Raw genomic sequence first — 19,224 nt, forward strand, 5'->3', positions numbered from 1 at the left:
CGTCCCTTTAAACGACCGGTCCCATCTGCGGGTTCCCGTGCCCAACGGATACAGTCACGCCCAGGCATTCACGGGGACAGGAGAGGGTCATTACCGGCAACCGGCAGACGAGCTGGGCGTTCGCCGACGCCTATGTCGCCGAGGACGAAGCGCTGCACTGGGCCCGGGACCGGGCCCGCGAGGCAGGGCTGCGCTCGGTGACGCCCGGCACGGGCGCCGCGCTGCGGTTGCTGGCCGCGTCCGTCGACGCGAAGGCCGTCGCGGAGATCGGGACCGGCTGCGGTGTCTCCGGGATCCACCTCCTGCACGGTATGCGGCCCGACGGTGTCCTGACGACCGTGGACCCCGAGCCGGAGCACCAGCAGTTCGCCCGCCAGGCCTTCCGCGCCTCCGGTTTCGCCAGCAACCGGGCCCGCTTCATCCCGGGCCGCGCCCTGGACGTGCTGCCCCGTCTCGCCGACGCCGGTTACGACCTGGTCTTCTGCGACGGCGACCGCCTTGAGGTCATGGACTACCTCGCTGAATCGTTGCGTCTGCTGCGCACCGGCGGGCTCGTCGTCTTCGAGGGCGCCTTCGCCAACGGCCGGACGGTGGACTCCGGTCCGCAGCCCACGGAGGTGCTACGGCTGCGGGAGCTGCTGCGCGCGGTGCGCGAGAGCCAGGAGCTGCTGCCGTCGCTGCTGCCGGTGGGCGACGGTCTGCTGTGCGCGGTGAAACGGTAGCCGGGGTCGCACGTCAGCGGCACGGGAGCCGGGGCAGCCGAGTGTCAGCGGTGAAAACAGTCGCCCCGGCACCACATGTGATGCCGGGGCGACTGAAAGGGTATGGTCGCTTGCGCGTCAGCCGACGACCTTCTTGAGGGCGTCGCCGAGCGCGTCGGCCTCGTCAGGGGTCAGCTCGACGACGAGCCGACCGCCGCCTTCGAGCGGAACGCGCATGACGATGCCCCGCCCCTCCTTGGTCACCTCGAGCGGGCCATCACCCGTTCGCGGCTTCATGGCCGCCATGCTCGTTCCCCTTCCTGAAACCCAGCTCATCGTCAAAGCCGACGGCCCTGAAGAAGGGCACACGTACGGTCCTTGTGGCAGGACTCGCGACACCGGCATCGAACACATTGCTTCCAAGCCATTATCCCGCATCTCAGGACCCGATGACCAACATCGGTCGGCATCGCTTGGGCAACGCACGCGAGCAAAACCACTCAATTCGGCGATGAGACTGCGATACTCCGCCACCGCACACACATCCGCCGAACGAATCCGGGCGGAAATTCTTTGACGCAGGTCACACGTCCGGTCCGGTTCGCCGTCGGCGATCTCCGTCATGCTGTCCTGCAGACCCGGGGCGTACCGGCCGGTACGCCCTTGATCCGCGATTCGGAGGGGATACGCCATGACCGACACCGTGCTCTACGAGGTGAGCGACGGACTCGCGACGATCACGCTGAACCGCCCGGAGGCGATGAACGCGCTGAACGTGGAGACCAAGGTCGCCCTGCGGGAGGCGGTCCGGTCCGCGGCGGACGACGCCGCCGTGCGGGCGGTGCTGCTGACCGCCGCCGGTGACCGGGCGTTCTGCGTGGGGCAGGACCTCAAGGAGCACATCGGGCTGCTGGCCGCGGACCGGGAAGCCGGGTCGGGGCAGACCATGAGCACGGTGCGGGAGCACTACAACCCGATCGTGCGGGCGCTGGCCGGGGCGGCGAAGCCGGTCGTCGCCGCCGTGAACGGGGTGGCGGCCGGAGCGGGCTTCGGCTTCGCACTCGCCGCGGACTACCGGATCGTGGCGGACACGGCCGCGTTCAACACCTCGTTCGCGGGGGTGGCGCTGACCGCCGACTCGGGGATCTCCTGGACGCTGCCGAGGGTCGTCGGCCCGGGGCGGGCTGCTGATCTGCTGCTCTTCCCGCGGAGCATCAGTGCGCAGGAGGCGTACGAGCTCGGTGTCGCCAACCGGCTGGTGCCGGCCGGTGAGCTGCGGGCGGAGGCCGAGAAGGTGGCACGGGCGTTGGCCGAGGGGCCGACGGTGGCGTACGCGGCGCTGAAGGAGTCGGTGGCGTTCGGGCTGACGCACTCCTTGGAGGAGGCACTGGAGAAGGAGGACGAGCTCCAGACCCGGGCCGGTTCCTCCGAGGATCACGCGATCGCGGTGCAGGCCTTCGTCAACAAGGAGAAGCCGAAGTACCTGGGCCGGTGAGTTCGGGGTCGTAGCGCTTGTGCCGCCGGGCCACGCACGTCTGAAGGTGATCGTCGACCAGGCCGCACGCCTGCATCAGGGCGTACGCCGTCGTCGGGCCCACGAAGCGCAGGCCCCGCTTCTTCAAGGCCTTGGACAGGGCCGTCGACTCGGGGGTGACGGGCGGGACGTCGGAGAGGGTCTTCGGGGCCGGACGGGTGGCCGGGTCGGGGGCGTGGGACCAGATCAGGTCGTCCAGTTCGCCCGGGGACCACTCGGTCAGCGCACGCGCGTTGGCGAGGGTCGCGTCGATCTTGGCGCGGTTGCGGATGATGCCGGCGTCGGCCAGGAGGCGCTCGCGGTCCTCGTCGGTGAAGGCGGCCACCGAGGCGATCTTGAAGTCGGCGAAGGCGGCGCGGAAGCCGGGGCGGCGACGCAGGATCGTGATCCAGGACAGGCCGGACTGGAAGGCCTCCAGGCTGAGCCGCTCGAAGAGCGCGTCGTCGCCGTGGACCGGGCGGCCCCACTCCTCGTCGTGGTACGCCACGTACTCGGGTGCGGACAGGGCCCAGGGGCAGCGCAGCGCGCCGTCCGGACCGGCCAGGGCGGCGCCGTCGCTCACGGCCGGTCCTCCGGCCGGGGGGCGGGCTTGTCCATGGACACGTGGTTGTCCCCGGCCGTGTGCACCGGCCCGTGGGCGGAGGCCGACCGGGCACCGGCCAGCGCCGACTCCAGGTCGGCGATACGGGCGTCGCGCTCGGCGAGCTCGGCGCCCAGACGGCTCAGGGCGTCGTCCACGTCCGCCATGCGGTAGCCGCGGGCGGCGAGCGGGAAACGCAGGCCCTCCACGTCCGCGCGGTCGACCGGGCGGTCCGGGGGCAGCGGGTCGCGCAGCCGCTCGGGGGCGGCCTCGGGCAGCGGGCTGTTGTCGCCGCCGCCCACCACGGCGAGCGTCACCGCGGCGACCACGACGGCGAGTGCGACGACCAGGAACAGGAACATAACCATCGCGGGGCCCCTACGGTCGGATGGATCGGACTCTTCGGGAGTCCTCCGAGTCGGATGTTGTCAGGCTCCGATCGTGCCATGCGAGTCCGACGGTTAGGGTCGCAGGCGGCGGAAGACGGGACGTACCAGGAAAGGTCACAGGGGATGCTCAGGCTGGGCTCGCGGGAATTCGGGACGCACGAGCCGGTGATCATGGCGATCGTGAACCGGACCCCGGACTCCTTCTACGACCAGGGCGCCACCTTCCGCGACGAGCCGGCCCTCGCGCGCGTGGAGCAGGCCGTGGCCGAGGGCGCCGCGATCATCGACATCGGCGGGGTCAAGGCCGGGCCGGGCGAGGAGGTCACGGCCGAGGAGGAGGCCCGGCGGACGGTCGGGTTCGTGGCGGAGGTGCGGCGGCGGTTCCCGGACGTGATCATCAGCGTGGACACGTGGCGGGCCGAGGTCGGCCGGGCCGTGTGCGAGGCCGGGGCCGATCTGCTGAACGACGCGTGGGGCGGTGTCGACCCGGGTCTGGCCGAGGTCGCCGCGCGGTACCGGGTGGGACTGGTGTGTACGCACGCCGGTGGGGCGCAGCCCCGGACGCGGCCGCACCGGATCGAGTACGACGACGTCATGGCGGACATCCTGGACGTGACGGTCGGGCTGGCCGAGCGGGCGCTCGCGCTCGGGGTGCCGCGGGAGTCGATCATGATCGACCCCGGCCACGACTTCGGGAAGAACACGCGGCACAGCCTGGAGGCGACGCGGAGGCTGGACGAGATGGTCGCCACGGGGTGGCCCGTGCTGGTGTCCCTGTCCAACAAGGACTTCGTCGGGGAGACGCTGGACCGGCCGGTGAAGGAGCGGGTCGTGGGGACGCTGGCGACCACGGCGGTGTCCGCGTGGCTGGGGGCGCAGGTCTACCGGGTGCACGAGGTCGCCGAGACGCGGCAGGTGCTCGAGATGGTCTCGGCGATTGCGGGGCGCCGGGCTCCTGCCGTGGCGCGGCGCGGGTTGGCCTGACCGGGGTCCGGGCCCCGCCCCGGACCCCGTCCTGTGCCCGGAGGGGCCCTCTAGCGGCCCGCCTCCTTCGACACCAATGCCACCGCCTCGTCCACGTCGTCCGTCACGTGGAACAGCAGCAGGTCCTTCTCCGCCGCCTTGCCCTGGGCGATCACCGTGTCGCGGAGCCAGTCGACCAGGCCGCCCCAGTAGTCGCTGCCGAAGAGGACGATCGGGAAGCGCGTGACCTTCTGCGTCTGGACGAGGGTGAGGGCCTCGAAGAGCTCGTCGAGGGTGCCGAGACCGCCGGGCAGGACGACGAAGCCCTGCGCGTACTTGACGAACATCATCTTCCGCACGAAGAAGTAGCGGAAGTTGAGGCCGATGTCGACGTACGGGTTGAGCCCCTGCTCGAACGGCAGCTCGATGCCGAGGCCGACCGAGACGCCCTTCGCCTCCAGGGCTCCCTTGTTGGCCGCCTCCATCGCGCCCGGGCCGCCGCCCGTGATGACGGCGAAGCCCGCGTCCACCAGGCCCCGGCCCAGCCGGACGCCCGCCTCGTACTCGGGTGAGTCGACCGGGGTCCGCGCCGAGCCGAACACACTGATCGCGGGCGGCAGCTCGGCCAGCGCGCCGAAGCCCTCGATGAACTCCGACTGGATGCGCAGCACCCGCCACGGGTCGGTGTGGACCCAGTCGGAGGGGGCACGCTCGTCCAACAGCCGCTGGTCCGTGGTGCTGGCCTGCACCTGATCCCGCCTGCGGAGGACCGGGCCCAGGCGCTGTTCGTCCGGCGGCTGCTTCTTCCCCTCGGGGTTGCCGGTCGCCATGTGCGCTCCCTCCGTCGTGCCTGTCTTTCCACCTCAGCGTAGATCTACGCGGGTTACGAACGAGGGACGTGAGCATGTCCGCGATGGAGCGCCGTAAACACGAGGGCGTCCCGGCGGGGTCAGGCGGTCAGCCAGTTCCTCAGGCGTTCCTCGCCCGCGAGGATCTTGGCGATCTCCACGCGCTCGTCCCGCTTGTGCGCCAGGAGGGGGTTGCCCGGGCCGTAGTTGACCGCCGGGACGCCGAGCGCGGAGAAGCGGGAGACGTCCGTCCAGCCGTACTTCGGCATCGGGGTGCCGCCGACCGCCTCGATGAAGGCCTTGGCCGCCGGATGGGACAGGCCCGGCATCGCCGCGCCGCTGTGGTCGACGACCTCGAACTCCTCGACCCCGCAGTCCGCGAAGACCTCCCGGACGTGGGCGACGGCCTCCTCGGGCGTGCGGTCGGGCGCGTAGCGGAAGTTCACGGTGACGACGCACTCGTCGGGGATCACGTTGCCGGCCACTCCCCCGCTGATGCCCACGGCGTTGAGGCCCTCGCGGTACTCCAGGCCGTCGATGACCGGCCGGCGGGGTTCGTAGGAGGCCAGGCGGGCGAGGATCGGGGCCGCGGCGTGGATCGCGTTGGAGCCCATCCAGCCGCGCGCCGAGTGGGCCCGTTCGCCCGTGGTCTTCAGCAGCACCCGCAGCGTGCCCTGGCAGCCGCCCTCGACCTGGCCGTCCGACGGTTCCAGGAGCACCGCGAAGTCGCCCTCCAGCCACTCGGGGTGCGTCTCGGAGACGTGCTTGAGGCCGTTCAGCTCCGCGGCGACCTCCTCGTTGTCGTAGAAGACGAACGTCAGGTCGCGATTGGGGGCCGGGATCGTGGCCGCGATGCGCAGCTGGACCGCCACGCCCGACTTCATGTCGCAGGTGCCGCAGCCCCACAGGACTCCGTCCTCGTCGAGCCGGGAGGGAACGTTGTCCGCGATCGGGACGGTGTCGATGTGGCCGGCCAGGATCACCCGCTCCGTGCGGCCCAGGTTCGTGCGGGCCACGACGTTGTTGCCGTACCGGTCGACCGCCAGGTGGGGCAGCGCGCGCAGCGCGGCCTCGATCGCGTCGGCCAGGGGCTTCTCGGTGCCGCTCTCGGAGCGGAAGTCGACGAGCCGGGCGGTGAGCTCCGCGGCGTCCAGCGTGAGGTCAAGCGAGGTGTCGGCCATGTCGTCGACCCTAACGCGCCGGCCTGTGGGCCTCACTGTCCACACCCTGCTCATGCCACTCCGTACTCTCCAGTACCTTGTACGGCGTGCCAGAGTCGTCTACTCCCAAGCGTCGTGGCCGCCTCTTCCGATGCGGGGCCGCCTTCGTGGCCCTGCTCGCGGTCGCCGGTTACCTCGTCGTGCAGTACGTCACCGGGGGCTCGGGCGGACCGGGCTGCAAGGTCGTCTCCGGCGACGGCGACGGGGCGTCGTACGAGTTCACGCCCGAGCAGGCGGTGAACGCGGCGACGATCACCGCCGTGGGCACCGCGCGCGGTCTGCCCGAGCGGGCCGTGACCATCGCGCTGGCGACCGCGCTGCAGGAGTCGGCCCTGCGCAACATCAAGCACGGTGACCGGGACTCCCTCGGCCTGTTCCAGCAGCGGCCCTCGCAGGGCTGGGGAACGCCGAAGGAGATCATGGACCCCACGTACTCGGCCGGTGAGTTCTACGACCATCTGGTCAAGGTGCCCGGCTACACCCGGCTGCCGCTCACCGTCGCCGCGCAGCGGGTCCAGCGCAGCGGTTTCCCGCAGGCCTACGCCAAGCACGAGCCGGACGCGGCGCTGCTCGCCGCGGCCCTCACGGGGCAGTCCGCTGCCACGCTGAGCTGTGAGGGCCGCCCGGCCGCGACCCGGGCCTCGGGACCGGACGGGGTGCGTGCCGCGCTCGTGCGGGACTTCGGGCGGGATGTGCTGGAGCCGGCCGGTGCCGAGGTGAGCGGCTCGTCGACGGCCGCACCGACGCCGTCCCCGAGCACTACGGGCGGGACCGGCGGGCGGACCGTGACCCTGCCGGTGACCGCCGACACCAGTCCCGCGGGCGGGCGGAGCCTGGACCAGCGCGGCTGGCAGCTGGCGCACTGGGCCGTGGCCAACGCCTCCGAGCTGCACATCGCGCGCGTCACCTACGCGGGGCGGGAGTGGGTCGCCGGAAACACCGTCGGCGCATGGCGCGGCGCCGCGGAGAAGGGCACCGCGGGTGCCGAACGTGACGCGGACGCTGTCCGTATTGTCACGATGCGCTAGATCGCGCAGGGGTACGGGAACTCACCCTTCGGGATGAGCCGTGCGACTCGGCCCCGACGGCGTGCGCAGGTTTTCGTGCCCTCACCCGGAAACTCCGGAAAACCCTTGGGCGCACAGGGCTGGAAGGATTCGGCGGGCTTTCGGGCGGCGACCTTTTTGCCCGTTTGTCCGCAGCCGATTATGCGACGCATTACCAACTCTTTACGTTGCGGCGCCGCAACTTTCGGGGGTTTCAAGCGGTAGTCACTGCGTCCGAGCCGGGGCGATCACAGCCAGCCGATCAACTCCCGGTGCCGTTCGGACACTTCACGAACCTCTGTTCTCTCCCGTCGAAGGAGCACCATGTCCCTCCCCCTGACCCGCCGGATCGCCCGTGCCGCGCTGATCGTCGCTGCGGGAGCGGCTGCCGGGGTCGGTGCGGCCGGCTCCGCCAGTGCGGCCCCCGAGCTGCCGGCCAACCCGAACCTCGGCGGGCTGACCGCCCTGGACGGGGCGAACGTCGGCAAGACCGTCGACGGCGCGGCGACGGACGCCACCAAGGCCGCGGGTGACACCGGCAGCAAGACCGTCAAGAAGGCGGTGCCGGCCGCGGGCAAGCTCGGCGGCAAGACGGTCAAGAAGGCCACGCCCGTCGCCCAGAAGATGGCCGGTGAGGCGGCGGGCTCCGCCGGGCAGCTCGTCGGCGAGGCCGCTGGTTCGGCCAAGGGCGGTCTGCCGACGGACTCCGTGGCGAAGGGTGGCGTGCCGTCCACGGGCACCCTGCCGACGAAGGGCCTGCCGATCGGCTGACGCCGAGGGCGACGGCCGAAGGGGTCCAGGGAGCTTCCCTGGACCCCTTCGGTATGCGCTCACCGCGGCGGGGGTCACAGACGCCGTACCGCCGCGGCCACCCTCTCGTCCGTCGCCGTCAGCGCCACGCGGACGAACTCCGCGCCCGCCGGACCGTAGAAGTCACCCGGTGCGACGAGGATGCCGCGTTCCGCGAGGTGGGCGACCGTGTCCCAGCAGGACTCGCCCCTCGTGGCCCACAGGTAGAGGCTGGCCTCGCTGTGCTCGATGCGGAAGCCGTGGGTGACGAGGGCCTCGCGCAGGAGCTCGCGGCGGGACGCGTAACGCTCGCGCTGGACGCGCACGTGGTCGTCGTCGCCGAGGGCCGCGATCACCGCCGCCTGCGTCGGAGCCGACGTCATCATGCCGCCGTGCTTGCGGATCTCCAGGAGCGGGCCGAGGACCGCCGGGTCACCGGCCAGGAAGGCCGCGCGGTAGCCCGCGAGGTTCGAGCGCTTGGAGAGGGAGTGGACGGAGATGATGCCGTCGTACGAGCCGCCGTTGACGTCCGGGTGCAGCACCGAGACCGGGTCGGCCTCCCAGCCCAGCTCCAGGTAGCACTCGTCGGAGAAGAGCAGGATGCCGTGCGAGCGGGCCCAGCCGACGATCCGGGTCAGCTCCTCCTTGGAGAGCACCTTGCCCGTGGGGTTGGACGGGGAGTTCAGCCAGAGCAGCTTCAGGCCCTCGGGGTCCAGCTCCGTCGGGTCGTCGTAAGCCTCGTGCTCGGCGCGCGCCAGCCGGGCGCCGACCTCGTACGTCGGGTAGGCCAGGCGCGGGTAGGCGACCCGGTCGCCGGGGCCGAGGCCCAGCTGGGTCGGGAGCCAGGCGACGAGTTCCTTGGAGCCGACGATCGGCAGCACGTGGCGGTGGGTGACCTCCCGGGCGCCGAGGCGGCGCTCGACCCAGCCGGTGATCGCGTCGCGCAGCTCGGGCGTGCCCCACACGGTCGGATAGCCCGGCGAGTCGGCCGCGGCCACCAGCGCTTTCTGGATCAGCTCGGGGACCGGGTCGACCGGGGTGCCGACGGACAGGTCGACGATGCCGTCCGGGTGGGCGGCGGCCGTGGCCTTGTACGGGGTCAGCTTGTCCCAGGGGAACGTGGGGAGGCGGTCGGAGACTGCGGACACGGTTTCTGGCTCACTTTCTGGCACGTACGAGCCGGGCTACGGCAAACGCCTCGGCCCCGTACGGCGATCAGCGGGCTGATCGGGCCGTACGGGACCGAGGCGGCGCTGCTGCGGGCCGCTCTTACTGGTTCTGCGGCGGCAGCGCGGCGACGAAGGGGTGGTCGCGCTCGATCAGCCCCAGCTTGCTGGCTCCGCCGGGCGAACCGAGCTCGTCGAAGAACTCGACGTTCGCCTTGTAGTAGTCCTTCCACTCCTCGGGAGTGTCGTCCTCGTAGAAGATCGCCTCGACCGGGCAGACCGGCTCACAGGCACCACAGTCGACGCATTCGTCCGGGTGGATGTACAAGGACCGCTGGCCCTCGTAGATGCAGTCGACCGGGCACTCCTCGATGCACGCCTTGTCCTTGACGTCGACACAAGGCTGCGCGATGACGTAGGTCACGCTGTCGTTCCTCCTCGATAGGGCGCTGGCGGGCCTCCTCAGGCTCCGCCGCCTGGCGCGCGGGAGCGCGGCGTCGTCGATGCCCGCCCCTAGTATCTCCGTTCCTGGGCATGATCCGAACAGGAGGGGTGAACTGACCTGTGGAAATCTCTGCCGCCGGGCGACTCGAGGTCCGTATCACCGCTGCTGACGTGGGCAAACGGGTCTCCGTACGGAGCTTGATCGAACATGGGGCTCCGGGTGAGAAGTTCACCGACACGGTCGGTGTTCTCACATCATGGGACAACGGTGTGCTGCTGATCACACGCAAGAGTGGCGAGAGCGTCCGTATCGCGGAATCCGCGCTGGTCGCGGGCAAGGCCGTGCCCTCCGCACCGGCGCGTCGCCGCGGTCCGGCCGCCTCCTACGAGGAGCTGGCCCGGGTCGCCGCGCGGGCCTGGCGGCCCGTCGAGAGCGAGCGGCTCGGGCAGTGGGAGCTGCGGGCCGCGTCCGGGTTCACGCGGCGGGCCAACTCGGTGCTGCCGCTGGGCGCGCCGGGCCTGCCGCTCGACGAGGCGCTCGACGCCGTACGGCGGTGGTACGGGGAGCGCGGCCTGCCCGCCTACGTCCAGACCGCGACGGGCGCCGAGGGCACGCAGGAGCTGCTCTGCGCCGAGCTGGAGGAGCGGGGCTGGCAGCGGGAGGTGACCGCCGAGCTGTGGGCCGGGCCGCTGGCGCCGATCGCCGACCGGGGTGATCCGGCGGGGGTCGTGCTGTCCCGGGAGGCCGGCGAGGGGTGGCTGGCCCGGTATCAGCGCAAGGGCGTGAGCGAGGTGGCCCTGCGGGTGCTCCGGAGCGGGCCGTCGGTGTGGTTCGCGAGTGTGCCCGGGCCGGCGGGGCCGGCCGCCATCGGGCGGTGTGTCGTCGACGGGCGGTGGGCCGGGTTCGCCGCCGTCGAGGTCGATCCGGCGCTGCGGCGGCAGGGGCTGGGCACGGCCGTGATGGCCGCGCTGGCCCGGCAGGCGCTCGACGAGGGCGCGTCGGCCGCGTGGCTCCAGGTGGAGGCCGACAACGCGGGAGCGCGGGCGCTGTACGCCGGGATGGGCTTCGCCGCGCACCACGCCTACCACCACTACCGGGCGCCGGACGCCGGCCGCACCGGCCGGTGACCGATCGTCGTGAGAGGGCACGAGCCAGCCATGCGTCCCCCGTATCCCCCGCCCCCCGAACGTTCCGCCGAGCTGCGGCGGCGGTTCGCCGAAGAGGCCCGGTCCGAGCGGCCCGATCTGTCGACGCTGTGCCTGCTGATGGGCGCGGAGGCGGACGGGGAGCTGGACGATGCGGGCCTGGACGCCGCGCAGGTCGAGCTGGACCGGCTGGCCGGGCTGCTGCCGTACCGGCCCGGCGGGCCGCGGGCCTGGGCGGTCGCCCTACGGGAGCTGCTCGGTGAGCGGATGGGGTTCCACGGCACCCCGGCCGACTACCAGCGCCTGGAGTCCTCGCTGCTGCACGAGGTGCTGGTGCGACGCAGGGGGCTGCCCATCCTGTTGTCCGTGGTGTGGCTGGAGGTGGCCCGGCGGGCGGGAGCGCCCGTGTACGGGGTCGCCCTGCCGGGGCACTTCGTGGTCGGGTTCGGGCCCGAGGAGGGGCAGGTGCTCGCGGATCCGTTCGACGGGGGTCGGGTGCTGAGCGGGACCGATGCGGAGTTGCTGGTGGCCGGGGCGACGGGCGCGCGGCTGGATCCGGCGATGCTGCGGCCGGCGGATCCGCTGGAGGTGGTGCTGCGGATTCTGAACAACGTGCGGGCGTGGGCCGCGGCCCGTCCCGAGCGGTCGGATGTCGCGTTGTGGGCGGTCGAGTTGTCGTTGCTGCTGCCGTCGCGTCCGGCTCGGTTGCGGTACGAGCGGGCGCAGTTGCTCGTTCAGCGGGGGGAGTTCCTGGGCGGGGCGCTGGAGTTGGAGGCCTACGCGGAGGTGGTGGAGGCGGTGGACGAGTCCGCGGCGGAGCGGGTGCGGGGGGAGGCTCTCGCGGCCCGGGCGATGCTCAACTGAGCTTCTGCCACACAAGGTCGGCCCTACAACCAGCCCTTGTCCCGTGCCACCCGGACCGCCTCCGCTCGGTTCCTCACCGCCAGTTTCTGGATCGCCGTGGAGAGGTAGTTGCGGACCGTGCCCGGGGACAGGTGCAGGGACGCTGCCAGTTCGGCGTTGGTGGAGCCGTCGGCGGCTGCCCGGAGGACCTCTCGCTCCCGGCCGGTCAGCGGGTTGGCGCCTTCCGCCAGGGCCGCCGCCGCGAGGGTGGGGTCGATGACATGTTCACCGGTGAGGACCTTGCGGATCGCCTCGGCGAGCTGGGCGGCCGGGGCGTCCTTGACCAGGAAGGCGTCGGCGCCGGACTCCATGGCGCTGCGCAGGTGGCCGGGGCGGCCGAAGGTGGTGAGGATGACCAGCTTCACCGCCGGGAGTTCCGCGTGGAGGCGGGCCGCGGCCTCTATGCCCGTCGCGCCGGGCATCTCGATGTCCAGGAGGGCCACGTCCACGGCGTGTGCCCGGGCCGCCTGAACGACCTCGTCGCCGCGGGCCACCTGGGCGACGACCTCGATGTCCTCCTCCAGGCCGAGCAGGGCGGCCAGGGCCTCGCGGACCATCGACTGGTCCTCGGCGAGCAGGACCTTGATCGTGCGGCTCATGCCGGGGATCCTACGTCCGCCGGACCGGCCGTCGGCACGCGGGCGACCAGGCGGAAGCCGTGTCTGACCGGGCCCGCCTCCAGGGTGCCGCCGGCCTTGGTGAGGCGTTCGGTGAGGCCCGCGAGGCCGTTTCCGTGGCCGGTGCCCTTGCCGCCCGAGCCGTTGTCCTCGACGGTGAGTTCCAGCACCGGGCCGTCGAGGGTCTGGCGGCGCAGCAGCTCGACCGTGCAGCGGCGGGCGCCGCTGTGCCGTACGACGTTGGTGACCGCCTCGCGCAGCGCCCAGGCGAGGGCGGACTCGCTCTCCTCGGGCACACCGGCGAGGCCCGGTTCGGCGGGGAGTTCGGCGATGACGCCGGCCGCGGTCAGGGCGACCCGGGCACCGGCGAGTTCGGCGTTCAGGCGGGGGCGGCGGTAGCCGGTGACGGCCGCGCGTACGTCGACGAGGGCCTGGCGGCTGACCTGCTCGATGTCGGCGACCTGCCGGGCCGCCTTGTCGGGATGGCCGGGCAGCATCCGCCCGGCCAGCTCGCTCTTGAGGGTGATCAGGGAGAGCGAGTGGCCGAGCAGGTCGTGCAGGTCCCTGGCCAGGCGCAGGCGTTCCTCGTTGGCGGCGAGCTGGGCGACGGTGGCGCGGGCCTCGCGCAGGGCGATGGTCGTACGGACGAGTTCGCGTACGCCGGTCATGGCGAAGCCGCCGAGCAGGGAGGGGATGAGGAGACCGCCCAGGTAGGAGACACCGTCCTGGGCCGCGAGCGCGACGGCCGTCAGCAGCGCGCACGTGGCCGGGATCGTCCAGCGGGCCAAGCGCGGCGGCAGGGCCGCGCCGGACGCGATCGCGACGTACACGAACAGCACCAGCCACTGGCGCCCCAGGGTGAGGGCGAGGAGCGTGGACTGGGCCGCCAGGACGCCGAGGGAACCGAGCACCAGGGCGTTGCGCTCACCGCGGCCGGTGCGGAAGACCAGCACCATGTACCAGGCGACGAACGCGGCCAGGCCGAGCCAGCCGAGGATGCGCACGCCCGTGCTGTGGCCGCCGTGCAGCAGGTCGGAGACGGGTGCGCCGAGGTAGACCAGCCAGATGCCGGTCCACAGCGACTTCACCACCCGCTGCCTGCGGTTCACCGGACGCTGCCCGATCCCGAACCCGACGCCGCTCACGCCTTCAGGGTGTCCTTCCGGTACAGCCAGGCCGCGGCGCCCGCGAACAGGACGAACGACACCACGAGGACGGCGAGGTCCTGGACGTGCGGGGCGCGGCTCTGCTCGATGGCCTGCCCCAGGGCAGCGTACGCGTGTGTGGGCAGCCACTTCGCGATGTCCTGGAGCCAGTCAGGGAAGGTCGTCGTGGGCATCCACAGGCCGCCGAGCATGGACAGGCCGAAGTAGGTGATCATCGTGATCGGGCGGACCGCGTCGCCGCTGGCGAGGTAGCCGAGGGCGACGCCGAGCGCCGCGAAGACGAGGCTGCCGGCCCAGATCGCGCCGGTGAGGGCGAGCCACTGCCAGGCGTCCAGGCGTACGTCCTTCACGGCCGCCGCGACGGCGAAGACGATGACGATGGACGGCAGGCTGACGACGGCGGCGCTCGCGGTCTTGGCGAGGACGTAGCCGCGGCCCGGCAGCGTGGTCAGGCGCAGTTGCCGCACCCAGCCGCCCTCGCGCTCCTTGGCGATGCGCTCGCTGTTGCCCATGAGGACGGCCGTGAGGGCGCCGAAGGACGCCATGGAGACCATCATGTACGTCGGGAGGGTCAGGCCGGTGCCGGGGACCTTCGTGGTGGTGTCGGCGTTGCCCGCGATGATCAGGAACAGCACCGACGGGTAGATCACGGAGAAGAACAGGAACTTGCGGTTGCGCAGGGCGCGGGTGAGTTCCAGCTTGATCAGGCTGTTCACTTCGACTTCGCCTCCTCGGCGGCGGTGATGGCGACGAAGGCCTGCTCCAGGCCGAGTCCGGCGACTTCGAGGTTGCGGGGGTGGACGCCGAGGCCGTAGAGGGCGTGGACGGTGGCGTCGGCGTCGGCGGACTGGATGCGTACGGTCCGGCCGGAGATGTCGATCCCGGTCAGGAAGGGCAGGGCGCGCAGGGCCGGTTCGTCGATGGCTCCGTCCACGTCGAAGGAGACGCGGCGGGCGCCCGCCCTGGCCTTGATCTGGGCGGCCGTGCCGTCGGCCAGGAGGCGGCCGCGGTGCAGCACGAGGACCCGGTCGGCGACGGCGTCGGCCTCTTCGAGGTGGTGGGTGGCGAAGAGGACGGTCCGGCCCTGGTCGGCCTGCTCGCGCATGGTGGCCCAGAAGGCCTGCCGGGTGGTGACGTCCATGCCGGTGGTGGGCTCGTCCAGGACGATGAGGTCGCTGTCTCCGGCGGTGGCCAGGGCGAAGCGGACGCGCTGGGCCTGGCCTCCGGAGAGCTTGTTGACCTTGCGGCCGGCGATCTGCTCGATGCCCGCGCGGGACAGCACCTCGGAGGGCCGGTACGGCTTCGGGTGCAGGTCGCAGGCGAGCCGCACGAGTTCGGCGACCGTGACCTCGTCCATGAGGCCGCCGCTCTGCAGCATGGCGCCCACGCGCCCGGCGACGATGGCCTCCCGCGGGCTGGTGCCGAAGAGGCGGACCGTACCGCTGTCGGGCTTCTTGAGGCCGAGGAGCAGGTCGAGGGTGGTCGACTTGCCAGCACCGTTGGGGCCGAGCAGCGCGACCCTCTCGCCCGGGCGGAGGGTCAGGGTCAGCCCGTCCACGGCCCGGACGGCGTCGTACGCCTTGCTCACCTGGTCGAACGCGACCACCGAGGCTGTCGTTGTCATACGGCCATCGTGGCTTCGGGGGTGCGGGCGGGGGCAGTGCCGGGCGTCCGGAGTACCGCATGACAGGTGTCATGCCTGTGGGGTGACGACGAGAGCCCCTGTCCTCACCGGGCAGGGGCTCTCGTGCGGCGTAGGGCCGGAGGTCAGTTCGGCTTGGTGTCGATGACTCCGACGCGCTCCGCGGGCGTCTTGCCGCGCAGGGCCTTGCGCAGCGCCGTGACGACGTCCTGCGGGGTGACGTCCCGCTTGCCGCTCGCGCCCTCGATCTGCACGCCGTCGAAGGTCGTGCCGTACGCCTCCTGGAGCGCCTTGAGGTTGTACGTGTCCACGAGCTTGCCGTCGACGGCCTTGAAGCTCAGGATCTTCGGCAGGGACAACGCGCCGAACGGGATGCTGTGCGCCGGGTCGGTCTGCACGATGGCCTTGGCCGACATCGCGGGCTGGGCGAAGTCCTTCAGCACCCGGTCGACCTCGGCGTTCGAGACGGTCGGCTGCCGGGTGGTGGTCGGGAGGTTCACCGTGCCGGCCGTGCCGGTCTCCACCTGGGTGCGGTACGCCTCCTCCACCGTCGTCGTCGCCTTGGCGAGGTCGATGCCCTTGCCCACCTTGCCGTACACGGGGACGGCCTTGCCGCCCTTGAACTCGATCGTGCCGTCGGTAGAGGCGCCGGAGCCGCCTGCCGCGTCCTCCAGGGAGGCGTGCAGCTTCTCCTCGTCGACGGGCATGACGGGCGTGACGGTCCGGTGGTTGCCGAAGAGCGAGCCGATCACGGAGACCGGGTTGTAGTCGCTCTTCGCCGCCGCGTCGGCTGTGGCGTCCATGTCGAACTGCAGGCCCGCGTTGTCAGGGTCGAGCGCGACGGTCCTGCCGCCCACCGACAGCTTCAGCTCCTTGCCGACGCGGGCGTCGAAGGCCTCGTCGAGCTTCCTGACCGCGCCGTCGCGGGTGGTGCCGCCGATGTCGACGCCGAGCACGGTGGTGCCCTTGGGCACGTCCGTGCGGTTCATCAGCAGGCCCGCGCCGTAGACGCCACCGGCGAGCACGACCACGCCGGCGACGAGCAGCACGAGCTTGCTGCGCCCCTTCTTCTTCGGCGCCTTGGAGGAGCTCGCCGGGGGCGGGGAGACCGGCTCGGGCAGCTTCGGGGCCGTGTGGGGCACCGGGCCGTCTCCGGGCGCGCCCGGGCCGAACGGCGAGGCCGCGCCGGGCGGCACGACGGGGATGCCGCTGGTGACCGTGTGCCCGGAGACGTTGTCGTGCCGGGGGCCGTAGCCCTGGCCGTCCGTCGGTTCGGGGGCCGGCTTCTGCGGGGTGAGGATGGCGGTGTCGTCGCTCATCCCACCACCGGGGCCGGGGCCTGCGGCGCCGGGAGCGGTGGCACCGCGCTGGGAGCCCGGGCCCGCGGGGCCGCCGGGGACGCCGCCCATGGGTCCGGGGCCGGCGGGTGCGCCGGGGCCTCCGGGCCTGCCGGGGTCGTTGAAGGCACCGGGGGCTCCAGGGCCGCCAGGGCCGCCGGACCGGCCGGGCTCGTTGAAGGCCTCGGGGCCACCAGGCCTGCCAGGTCCGTCGAAGCCGCCAGGTCCGCCGGGGGCGTTGAAGGCGCCAGGGCCACCCGGGCCGCCCGGTGCGTTGAACGCGCCCGGGCCACCCGGTCCGCCGGGTGCGTTGAAGCCGCCCGGTCCGCCGGCCGGCGGCACCATCGGGCCGTCGCCGGTGACCGGTCCGCCCGTCGGGCCGGCCGGGCCCTGGGGTCCGGGGCCGCCGTGCGCGCCGGTCTCGCCGAAGCCGTCGGCAGCGTTCGGGCCGCCGTTCCGACCGTCGTAACCGCCCTGTCCGTTCTCGTTGAAGTACGGCAGGTCGTCCCGGCGCGGTTCGCCGCCGCCCGGGGCGGTACGCGAGCCGTTGCCCAGCGGGCCCGCCGCCAAAGCCTCGGTGACGTCGAAGGAGCCGGTGCCGCCGCCGTGCCCGGGTGCGACGGGGCCGCCGGTCGCGCCGCCCGGGAGCCCGGCGCCGTTCGTACCGCCGGACCGGGAGCCGCCCGGCGCGCCCATGGAGCCGACAACGCCCCCGGGCCGCCCGGCACCCGGCCGCGCACCACCGGAACCTCCACCGGACACACCGGAACCCGGCGCCCCGGCAGCAGGGCCGCCCGGCGTCGGAGCCGAACCGCCCGGCAGCCCGGCCCCGTTGGTGGAGCCGCCGCCCGGGCCGCCCTTGCCTCCGCCGGACTTGCGGGGCGCGAACCAGTCGCTGGCCGGCTTGTCGTCGCCCGGCTGCCCGGGCTCGGCGGGAGGCTCGACCGGGGACGGGGACGGAGCGGTGCCCGGCGCCGTCGACGCCTCACCGCGCGTGTCCGTGTCGGCCGGGCCCTCCGCTTCCGCGACGGGCTTGCGCACCACGACCGGCGGAATCGGCCGCGACCCGGGGATGTTGATCCGGATCCGGGTCGTCAGCGTGGTCTCGGTCTTGCGTTCCTCCGGCCGCGTGGCGGAACGGCCCGCGTCCGTACCGGCCTCAGAGACCGTCGGGGTCCCGTACGGCGGCGTACCCGACGGGTAGGCGGCTCCGCCGCGCCCGTTGGGCCCGGAGGACGGAGTGTCAGTTTCACGACTCAAGGCAGGTTCTCCCGGTTGGCTCCGCCGCCCGACACAACCTCACGCGGGCGGCTCGGCGGCGCGCACCACCATACTGGCCACTTCTCACCCGTATCCCAGGACCGTTGGGGAAACTCACACCGGACCCCCACCGGCGTGTTCCGGCGAAGTGGTACGTCACTTGGCAAGTCGGACGGGGTCGCCGTCCGGTTGCCGCCCCGGGGCGAGGGTGGCGCAGATCACAGCCACGGCGATACCCCCGAGCAGGAAGAGATAGGAGCCGCTTCCCGCGGCGAAGAGGAAGTCGCCCTCGGGGCGGCTGGCGGTGAGCAGGATGACGGCGAGCATCCAGCCGGCGGCGGCCGCGACGCCCCCGGCCCGCCCACGCGTGACGCGTGACGCTCCCAGGACGGCTCCGGCCTCACCGGCGAGAGCGAGCAGCAGGCCGCCCGGGAACCACCCGGGCTGCACCAGCGCCCCGGCCACGCCGACCATGGCGCCGAGCACGAAGAACCCCAGGCAGGCACCGACCCGCCCGGCGGAGGGCGGCCGCACCGGCTGGGCGAGCATCGACGTCCGGTCGCTCATGAGGCCTCCTCGACACCGGCGAACAGGTCGGTCTCCCGCTCGCCGGGGCCCCGCTCGCCCCGCACCAGCTCGTAGTACTCGGTCGTGAGGATCGGCTGGGCCAGTTCGTTGGACAGCACGAAGTACGGCCCGGCCACGGTGATCTGGGTGGCGTGGGCGCGCATCGCGGCGGCCTTGGCGGCGGCGTGGGCGGTGCCGTCGACGACGGTGGTGATCCGCTCCTCGGCCACCACACCCGGGACGTCGTCGACATCGGCCGCCTTGGTGAACGGCGTACGGGGCAGCTCCTCCCGGAGCCGGGCGAAGGACTCCTCCACAACCGGCCGGGGGACCCGGTTCCAGTAGATCTTGGGGATCGGCAGGCCGGCGTCGGCGGACAGTTCCGCGGCGCGCATCGCGACGCGGTGGGCCTGGATGTGGTCGGGGTGGCCGTAGCCGCCGTTGTCGTCGTAGGTGACGAGGACCTGGGGGCGGACCTCGCGGATCACCTCGACGAGGTGCGCGGCGGCCTCGTCGACGTCGGCCTGCCAGAAGCAGCCGGGGTCGTCGTTGTCGGGCAGGCCCATCATCCCGGAGTCGCTGTAGCGCCCGGCGCCGCCGAGCAGGCGGACGTCCTGGACGCCGAGCTCGGCCATGGCGGCGGCGAGCTCACGGCGGCGGTGCTGCCCCAGAGCGACACCCGTCAGATGCGCGAGCTCGGGCGGGATGACCTCGCCGCGCTCGCCCAGGGTGCAGGTGACCAGGGTGACGTGGGCACCCTCGGCCGCGTACCTGGCCATGGTCGCGCCGTTGTTGATCGACTCGTCGTCCGGGTGCGCGTGCACCAGCAGCAGACGCCTCGCGGAGCGAGGTGGGGGTCCCCCCTGCTCGGAGAGCTCGGGGGAGGGCAGTTCCGTCATGGGACCA

At 72.6% G+C, this 19,224-nt stretch carries 21 protein-coding genes; 7 read left to right on the forward strand and 14 right to left on the reverse strand.

The genetic code is table 11. The features are described 5' to 3' along the window. The first annotated feature begins 23 nt into the window (after positions 1–23). Complete coding sequence (locus ACIRDU_RS15275; protein ID WP_311774664.1) at positions 24–722, forward strand: O-methyltransferase; 699 nt, start codon at positions 24–26, stop codon at positions 720–722. Positions 723–839: 117 nt separating this feature from the next. On the opposite strand, the gene ACIRDU_RS15280 is transcribed toward ACIRDU_RS15275, so the two are convergent. Then, complete coding sequence (locus tag ACIRDU_RS15280; RefSeq protein ID WP_003966491.1) at positions 840–1,007, reverse strand: DUF3117 domain-containing protein; 168 nt, start codon at positions 1,005–1,007, stop codon at positions 840–842. A 385-nt stretch (positions 1,008–1,392) separates the two neighbouring features. On the opposite strand from ACIRDU_RS15280, the gene ACIRDU_RS15285 reads away from it, so the two are divergent. Further along, positions 1,393–2,196 (forward strand): enoyl-CoA hydratase/isomerase family protein, encoded by an 804-nt coding sequence (locus tag ACIRDU_RS15285; protein ID WP_403579077.1) that lies wholly within the window; start codon positions 1,393–1,395, stop codon positions 2,194–2,196. Here the strand turns inward: ACIRDU_RS15285 and ACIRDU_RS15290 are convergent. Together ACIRDU_RS15290 and ACIRDU_RS15295 are read right to left on the reverse strand one after the other, a co-directional pair. Next, complete coding sequence (locus ACIRDU_RS15290) at positions 2,162–2,797, reverse strand: DNA-3-methyladenine glycosylase I (RefSeq protein ID WP_403579080.1); 636 nt, start codon at positions 2,795–2,797, stop codon at positions 2,162–2,164. The genes ACIRDU_RS15285 and ACIRDU_RS15290 overlap by 35 nt on opposite strands. Further along, entirely contained in the window at positions 2,794–3,183 is a 390-nt protein-coding gene (locus ACIRDU_RS15295) for a DivIVA domain-containing protein (protein WP_403579083.1), read from the reverse strand. The genes ACIRDU_RS15290 and ACIRDU_RS15295 overlap by 4 nt, the downstream gene beginning before the upstream one ends. Before the next feature lie 144 nt (positions 3,184–3,327). Between ACIRDU_RS15295 and folP the strand changes: the two genes are divergently transcribed. Beyond that, a complete protein-coding gene (folP, locus tag ACIRDU_RS15300) occupies positions 3,328–4,188 on the forward strand; it encodes a dihydropteroate synthase (RefSeq protein WP_403579086.1) in 861 nt (286 codons plus the stop codon). A gap of 50 nt (positions 4,189–4,238) precedes the next feature. On the opposite strand, the gene ACIRDU_RS15305 is transcribed toward folP, so the two are convergent. Further along, positions 4,239–4,997, reverse strand: coding sequence for a TIGR00730 family Rossman fold protein (locus tag ACIRDU_RS15305; RefSeq protein WP_403579088.1), 759 nt, complete (start codon positions 4,995–4,997; stop codon positions 4,239–4,241). Positions 4,998–5,116: 119 nt separating this feature from the next. Beyond that, positions 5,117–6,196, reverse strand: a complete 1,080-nt coding sequence (gene dapE, locus ACIRDU_RS15310; RefSeq protein WP_403579091.1) for a succinyl-diaminopimelate desuccinylase — start codon at positions 6,194–6,196, stop codon at positions 5,117–5,119. Between the two features lie 86 nt (positions 6,197–6,282). On the opposite strand from dapE, the gene ACIRDU_RS15315 reads away from it, so the two are divergent. Next, positions 6,283–7,263, forward strand: a complete 981-nt coding sequence (locus tag ACIRDU_RS15315) for a heavy metal transporter (RefSeq protein ID WP_403579093.1) — start codon at positions 6,283–6,285, stop codon at positions 7,261–7,263. Between the two features lie 342 nt (positions 7,264–7,605). Further along, complete coding sequence (locus tag ACIRDU_RS15320) at positions 7,606–8,052, forward strand: ATP-binding protein (RefSeq protein ID WP_403579096.1); 447 nt, start codon at positions 7,606–7,608, stop codon at positions 8,050–8,052. A gap of 74 nt (positions 8,053–8,126) precedes the next feature. On the opposite strand, the gene ACIRDU_RS15325 is transcribed toward ACIRDU_RS15320, so the two are convergent. Continuing rightward, positions 8,127–9,218 (reverse strand): bifunctional succinyldiaminopimelate transaminase/glutamate-prephenate aminotransferase, encoded by a 1,092-nt coding sequence (locus ACIRDU_RS15325; RefSeq protein WP_403579098.1) that lies wholly within the window; start codon positions 9,216–9,218, stop codon positions 8,127–8,129. A 121-nt stretch (positions 9,219–9,339) separates the two neighbouring features. After that, on the reverse strand, positions 9,340–9,660 hold the full coding sequence (gene fdxA, locus ACIRDU_RS15330) for a ferredoxin (RefSeq protein ID WP_003973842.1): 321 nt from the start codon (positions 9,658–9,660) through the stop codon (positions 9,340–9,342). Between the two features lie 140 nt (positions 9,661–9,800). On the opposite strand from fdxA, the gene ACIRDU_RS15335 reads away from it, so the two are divergent. Beyond that, positions 9,801–10,808 carry a GNAT family N-acetyltransferase gene (locus ACIRDU_RS15335; RefSeq protein ID WP_403579101.1) on the forward strand — a complete coding sequence of 336 codons (1,008 nt, stop codon included), beginning with the start codon at positions 9,801–9,803 and terminating at the stop codon, positions 10,806–10,808. 30 nt (positions 10,809–10,838) lie between these two features. Further along, a complete protein-coding gene (locus ACIRDU_RS15340; protein WP_403579104.1) occupies positions 10,839–11,690 on the forward strand; it encodes a tetratricopeptide repeat protein in 852 nt (283 codons plus the stop codon). A gap of 23 nt (positions 11,691–11,713) precedes the next feature. On the opposite strand, the gene ACIRDU_RS15345 is transcribed toward ACIRDU_RS15340, so the two are convergent. The 7 genes from ACIRDU_RS15345 to mshB form a co-directional block, all read right to left on the reverse strand. Then, positions 11,714–12,328: a response regulator transcription factor gene (locus tag ACIRDU_RS15345; RefSeq protein WP_403579106.1), complete on the reverse strand. Its 615-nt coding sequence runs from the start codon at positions 12,326–12,328 to the stop codon at positions 11,714–11,716. Beyond that, positions 12,325–13,491 carry a sensor histidine kinase gene (locus ACIRDU_RS15350; protein WP_403579109.1) on the reverse strand — a complete coding sequence of 389 codons (1,167 nt, stop codon included), beginning with the start codon at positions 13,489–13,491 and terminating at the stop codon, positions 12,325–12,327. Before ACIRDU_RS15350 ends, ACIRDU_RS15345 begins: the two co-directional genes overlap by 4 nt. Beyond that, the gene (locus ACIRDU_RS15355) at positions 13,488–14,228 is read right to left on the reverse strand and encodes an ABC transporter permease (protein WP_403579112.1); all 741 of its coding nucleotides are present in this window, start codon (positions 14,226–14,228) and stop codon (positions 13,488–13,490) included. Before ACIRDU_RS15355 ends, ACIRDU_RS15350 begins: the two co-directional genes overlap by 4 nt. Beyond that, positions 14,225–15,136 (reverse strand): ABC transporter ATP-binding protein, encoded by a 912-nt coding sequence (locus tag ACIRDU_RS15360; RefSeq protein WP_403579114.1) that lies wholly within the window; start codon positions 15,134–15,136, stop codon positions 14,225–14,227. Before ACIRDU_RS15360 ends, ACIRDU_RS15355 begins: the two co-directional genes overlap by 4 nt. A gap of 143 nt (positions 15,137–15,279) precedes the next feature. Beyond that, a complete protein-coding gene (locus ACIRDU_RS15365; protein ID WP_403579117.1) occupies positions 15,280–17,751 on the reverse strand; it encodes a hypothetical protein in 2,472 nt (823 codons plus the stop codon). Between the two features lie 156 nt (positions 17,752–17,907). Then, complete coding sequence (locus tag ACIRDU_RS15370; RefSeq protein WP_403579120.1) at positions 17,908–18,318, reverse strand: DUF6113 family protein; 411 nt, start codon at positions 18,316–18,318, stop codon at positions 17,908–17,910. Next, the gene (gene mshB / locus ACIRDU_RS15375) at positions 18,315–19,217 is read right to left on the reverse strand and encodes an N-acetyl-1-D-myo-inositol-2-amino-2-deoxy-alpha-D-glucopyranoside deacetylase (protein ID WP_403579122.1); all 903 of its coding nucleotides are present in this window, start codon (positions 19,215–19,217) and stop codon (positions 18,315–18,317) included. The genes ACIRDU_RS15370 and mshB overlap by 4 nt, the downstream gene beginning before the upstream one ends. Positions 19,218–19,224: the final 7 nt, after the last annotated feature.

This window comes from Streptomyces sp. NPDC093598, from assembly GCF_044764825.1.
Lineage (GTDB): Bacteria > Actinomycetota > Actinomycetes > Streptomycetales > Streptomycetaceae > Streptomyces.

What these genes read in the sequence shown, in the direction of transcription:
- ACIRDU_RS15280 (WP_003966491.1), bottom strand. Translation starts at nt 1,007, where the DNA reads ATGGCGGCCATGAAGCCGCGAACGGGTGATGGCCCGCTCGAGGTGACC.
- ACIRDU_RS15285 (WP_403579077.1), top strand. Translation starts at nt 1,393, where the DNA reads ATGACCGACACCGTGCTCTACGAGGTGAGCGACGGACTCGCGACGATC.
- ACIRDU_RS15295 (WP_403579083.1), bottom strand. Translation starts at nt 3,183, where the DNA reads ATGGTTATGTTCCTGTTCCTGGTCGTCGCACTCGCCGTCGTGGTCGCC.
- folP (WP_403579086.1), top strand. Translation starts at nt 3,328, where the DNA reads ATGCTCAGGCTGGGCTCGCGGGAATTCGGGACGCACGAGCCGGTGATC.
- ACIRDU_RS15305 (WP_403579088.1), bottom strand. Translation starts at nt 4,997, where the DNA reads ATGGCGACCGGCAACCCCGAGGGGAAGAAGCAGCCGCCGGACGAACAG.
- dapE (WP_403579091.1), bottom strand. Translation starts at nt 6,196, where the DNA reads ATGGCCGACACCTCGCTTGACCTCACGCTGGACGCCGCGGAGCTCACC.
- ACIRDU_RS15320 (WP_403579096.1), top strand. Translation starts at nt 7,606, where the DNA reads ATGTCCCTCCCCCTGACCCGCCGGATCGCCCGTGCCGCGCTGATCGTC.
- ACIRDU_RS15340 (WP_403579104.1), top strand. Translation starts at nt 10,839, where the DNA reads ATGCGTCCCCCGTATCCCCCGCCCCCCGAACGTTCCGCCGAGCTGCGG.
- ACIRDU_RS15345 (WP_403579106.1), bottom strand. Translation starts at nt 12,328, where the DNA reads ATGAGCCGCACGATCAAGGTCCTGCTCGCCGAGGACCAGTCGATGGTC.
- ACIRDU_RS15360 (WP_403579114.1), bottom strand. Translation starts at nt 15,136, where the DNA reads ATGACAACGACAGCCTCGGTGGTCGCGTTCGACCAGGTGAGCAAGGCG.
- ACIRDU_RS15370 (WP_403579120.1), bottom strand. Translation starts at nt 18,318, where the DNA reads ATGAGCGACCGGACGTCGATGCTCGCCCAGCCGGTGCGGCCGCCCTCC.
- mshB (WP_403579122.1), bottom strand. Translation starts at nt 19,217, where the DNA reads ATGACGGAACTGCCCTCCCCCGAGCTCTCCGAGCAGGGGGGACCCCCA.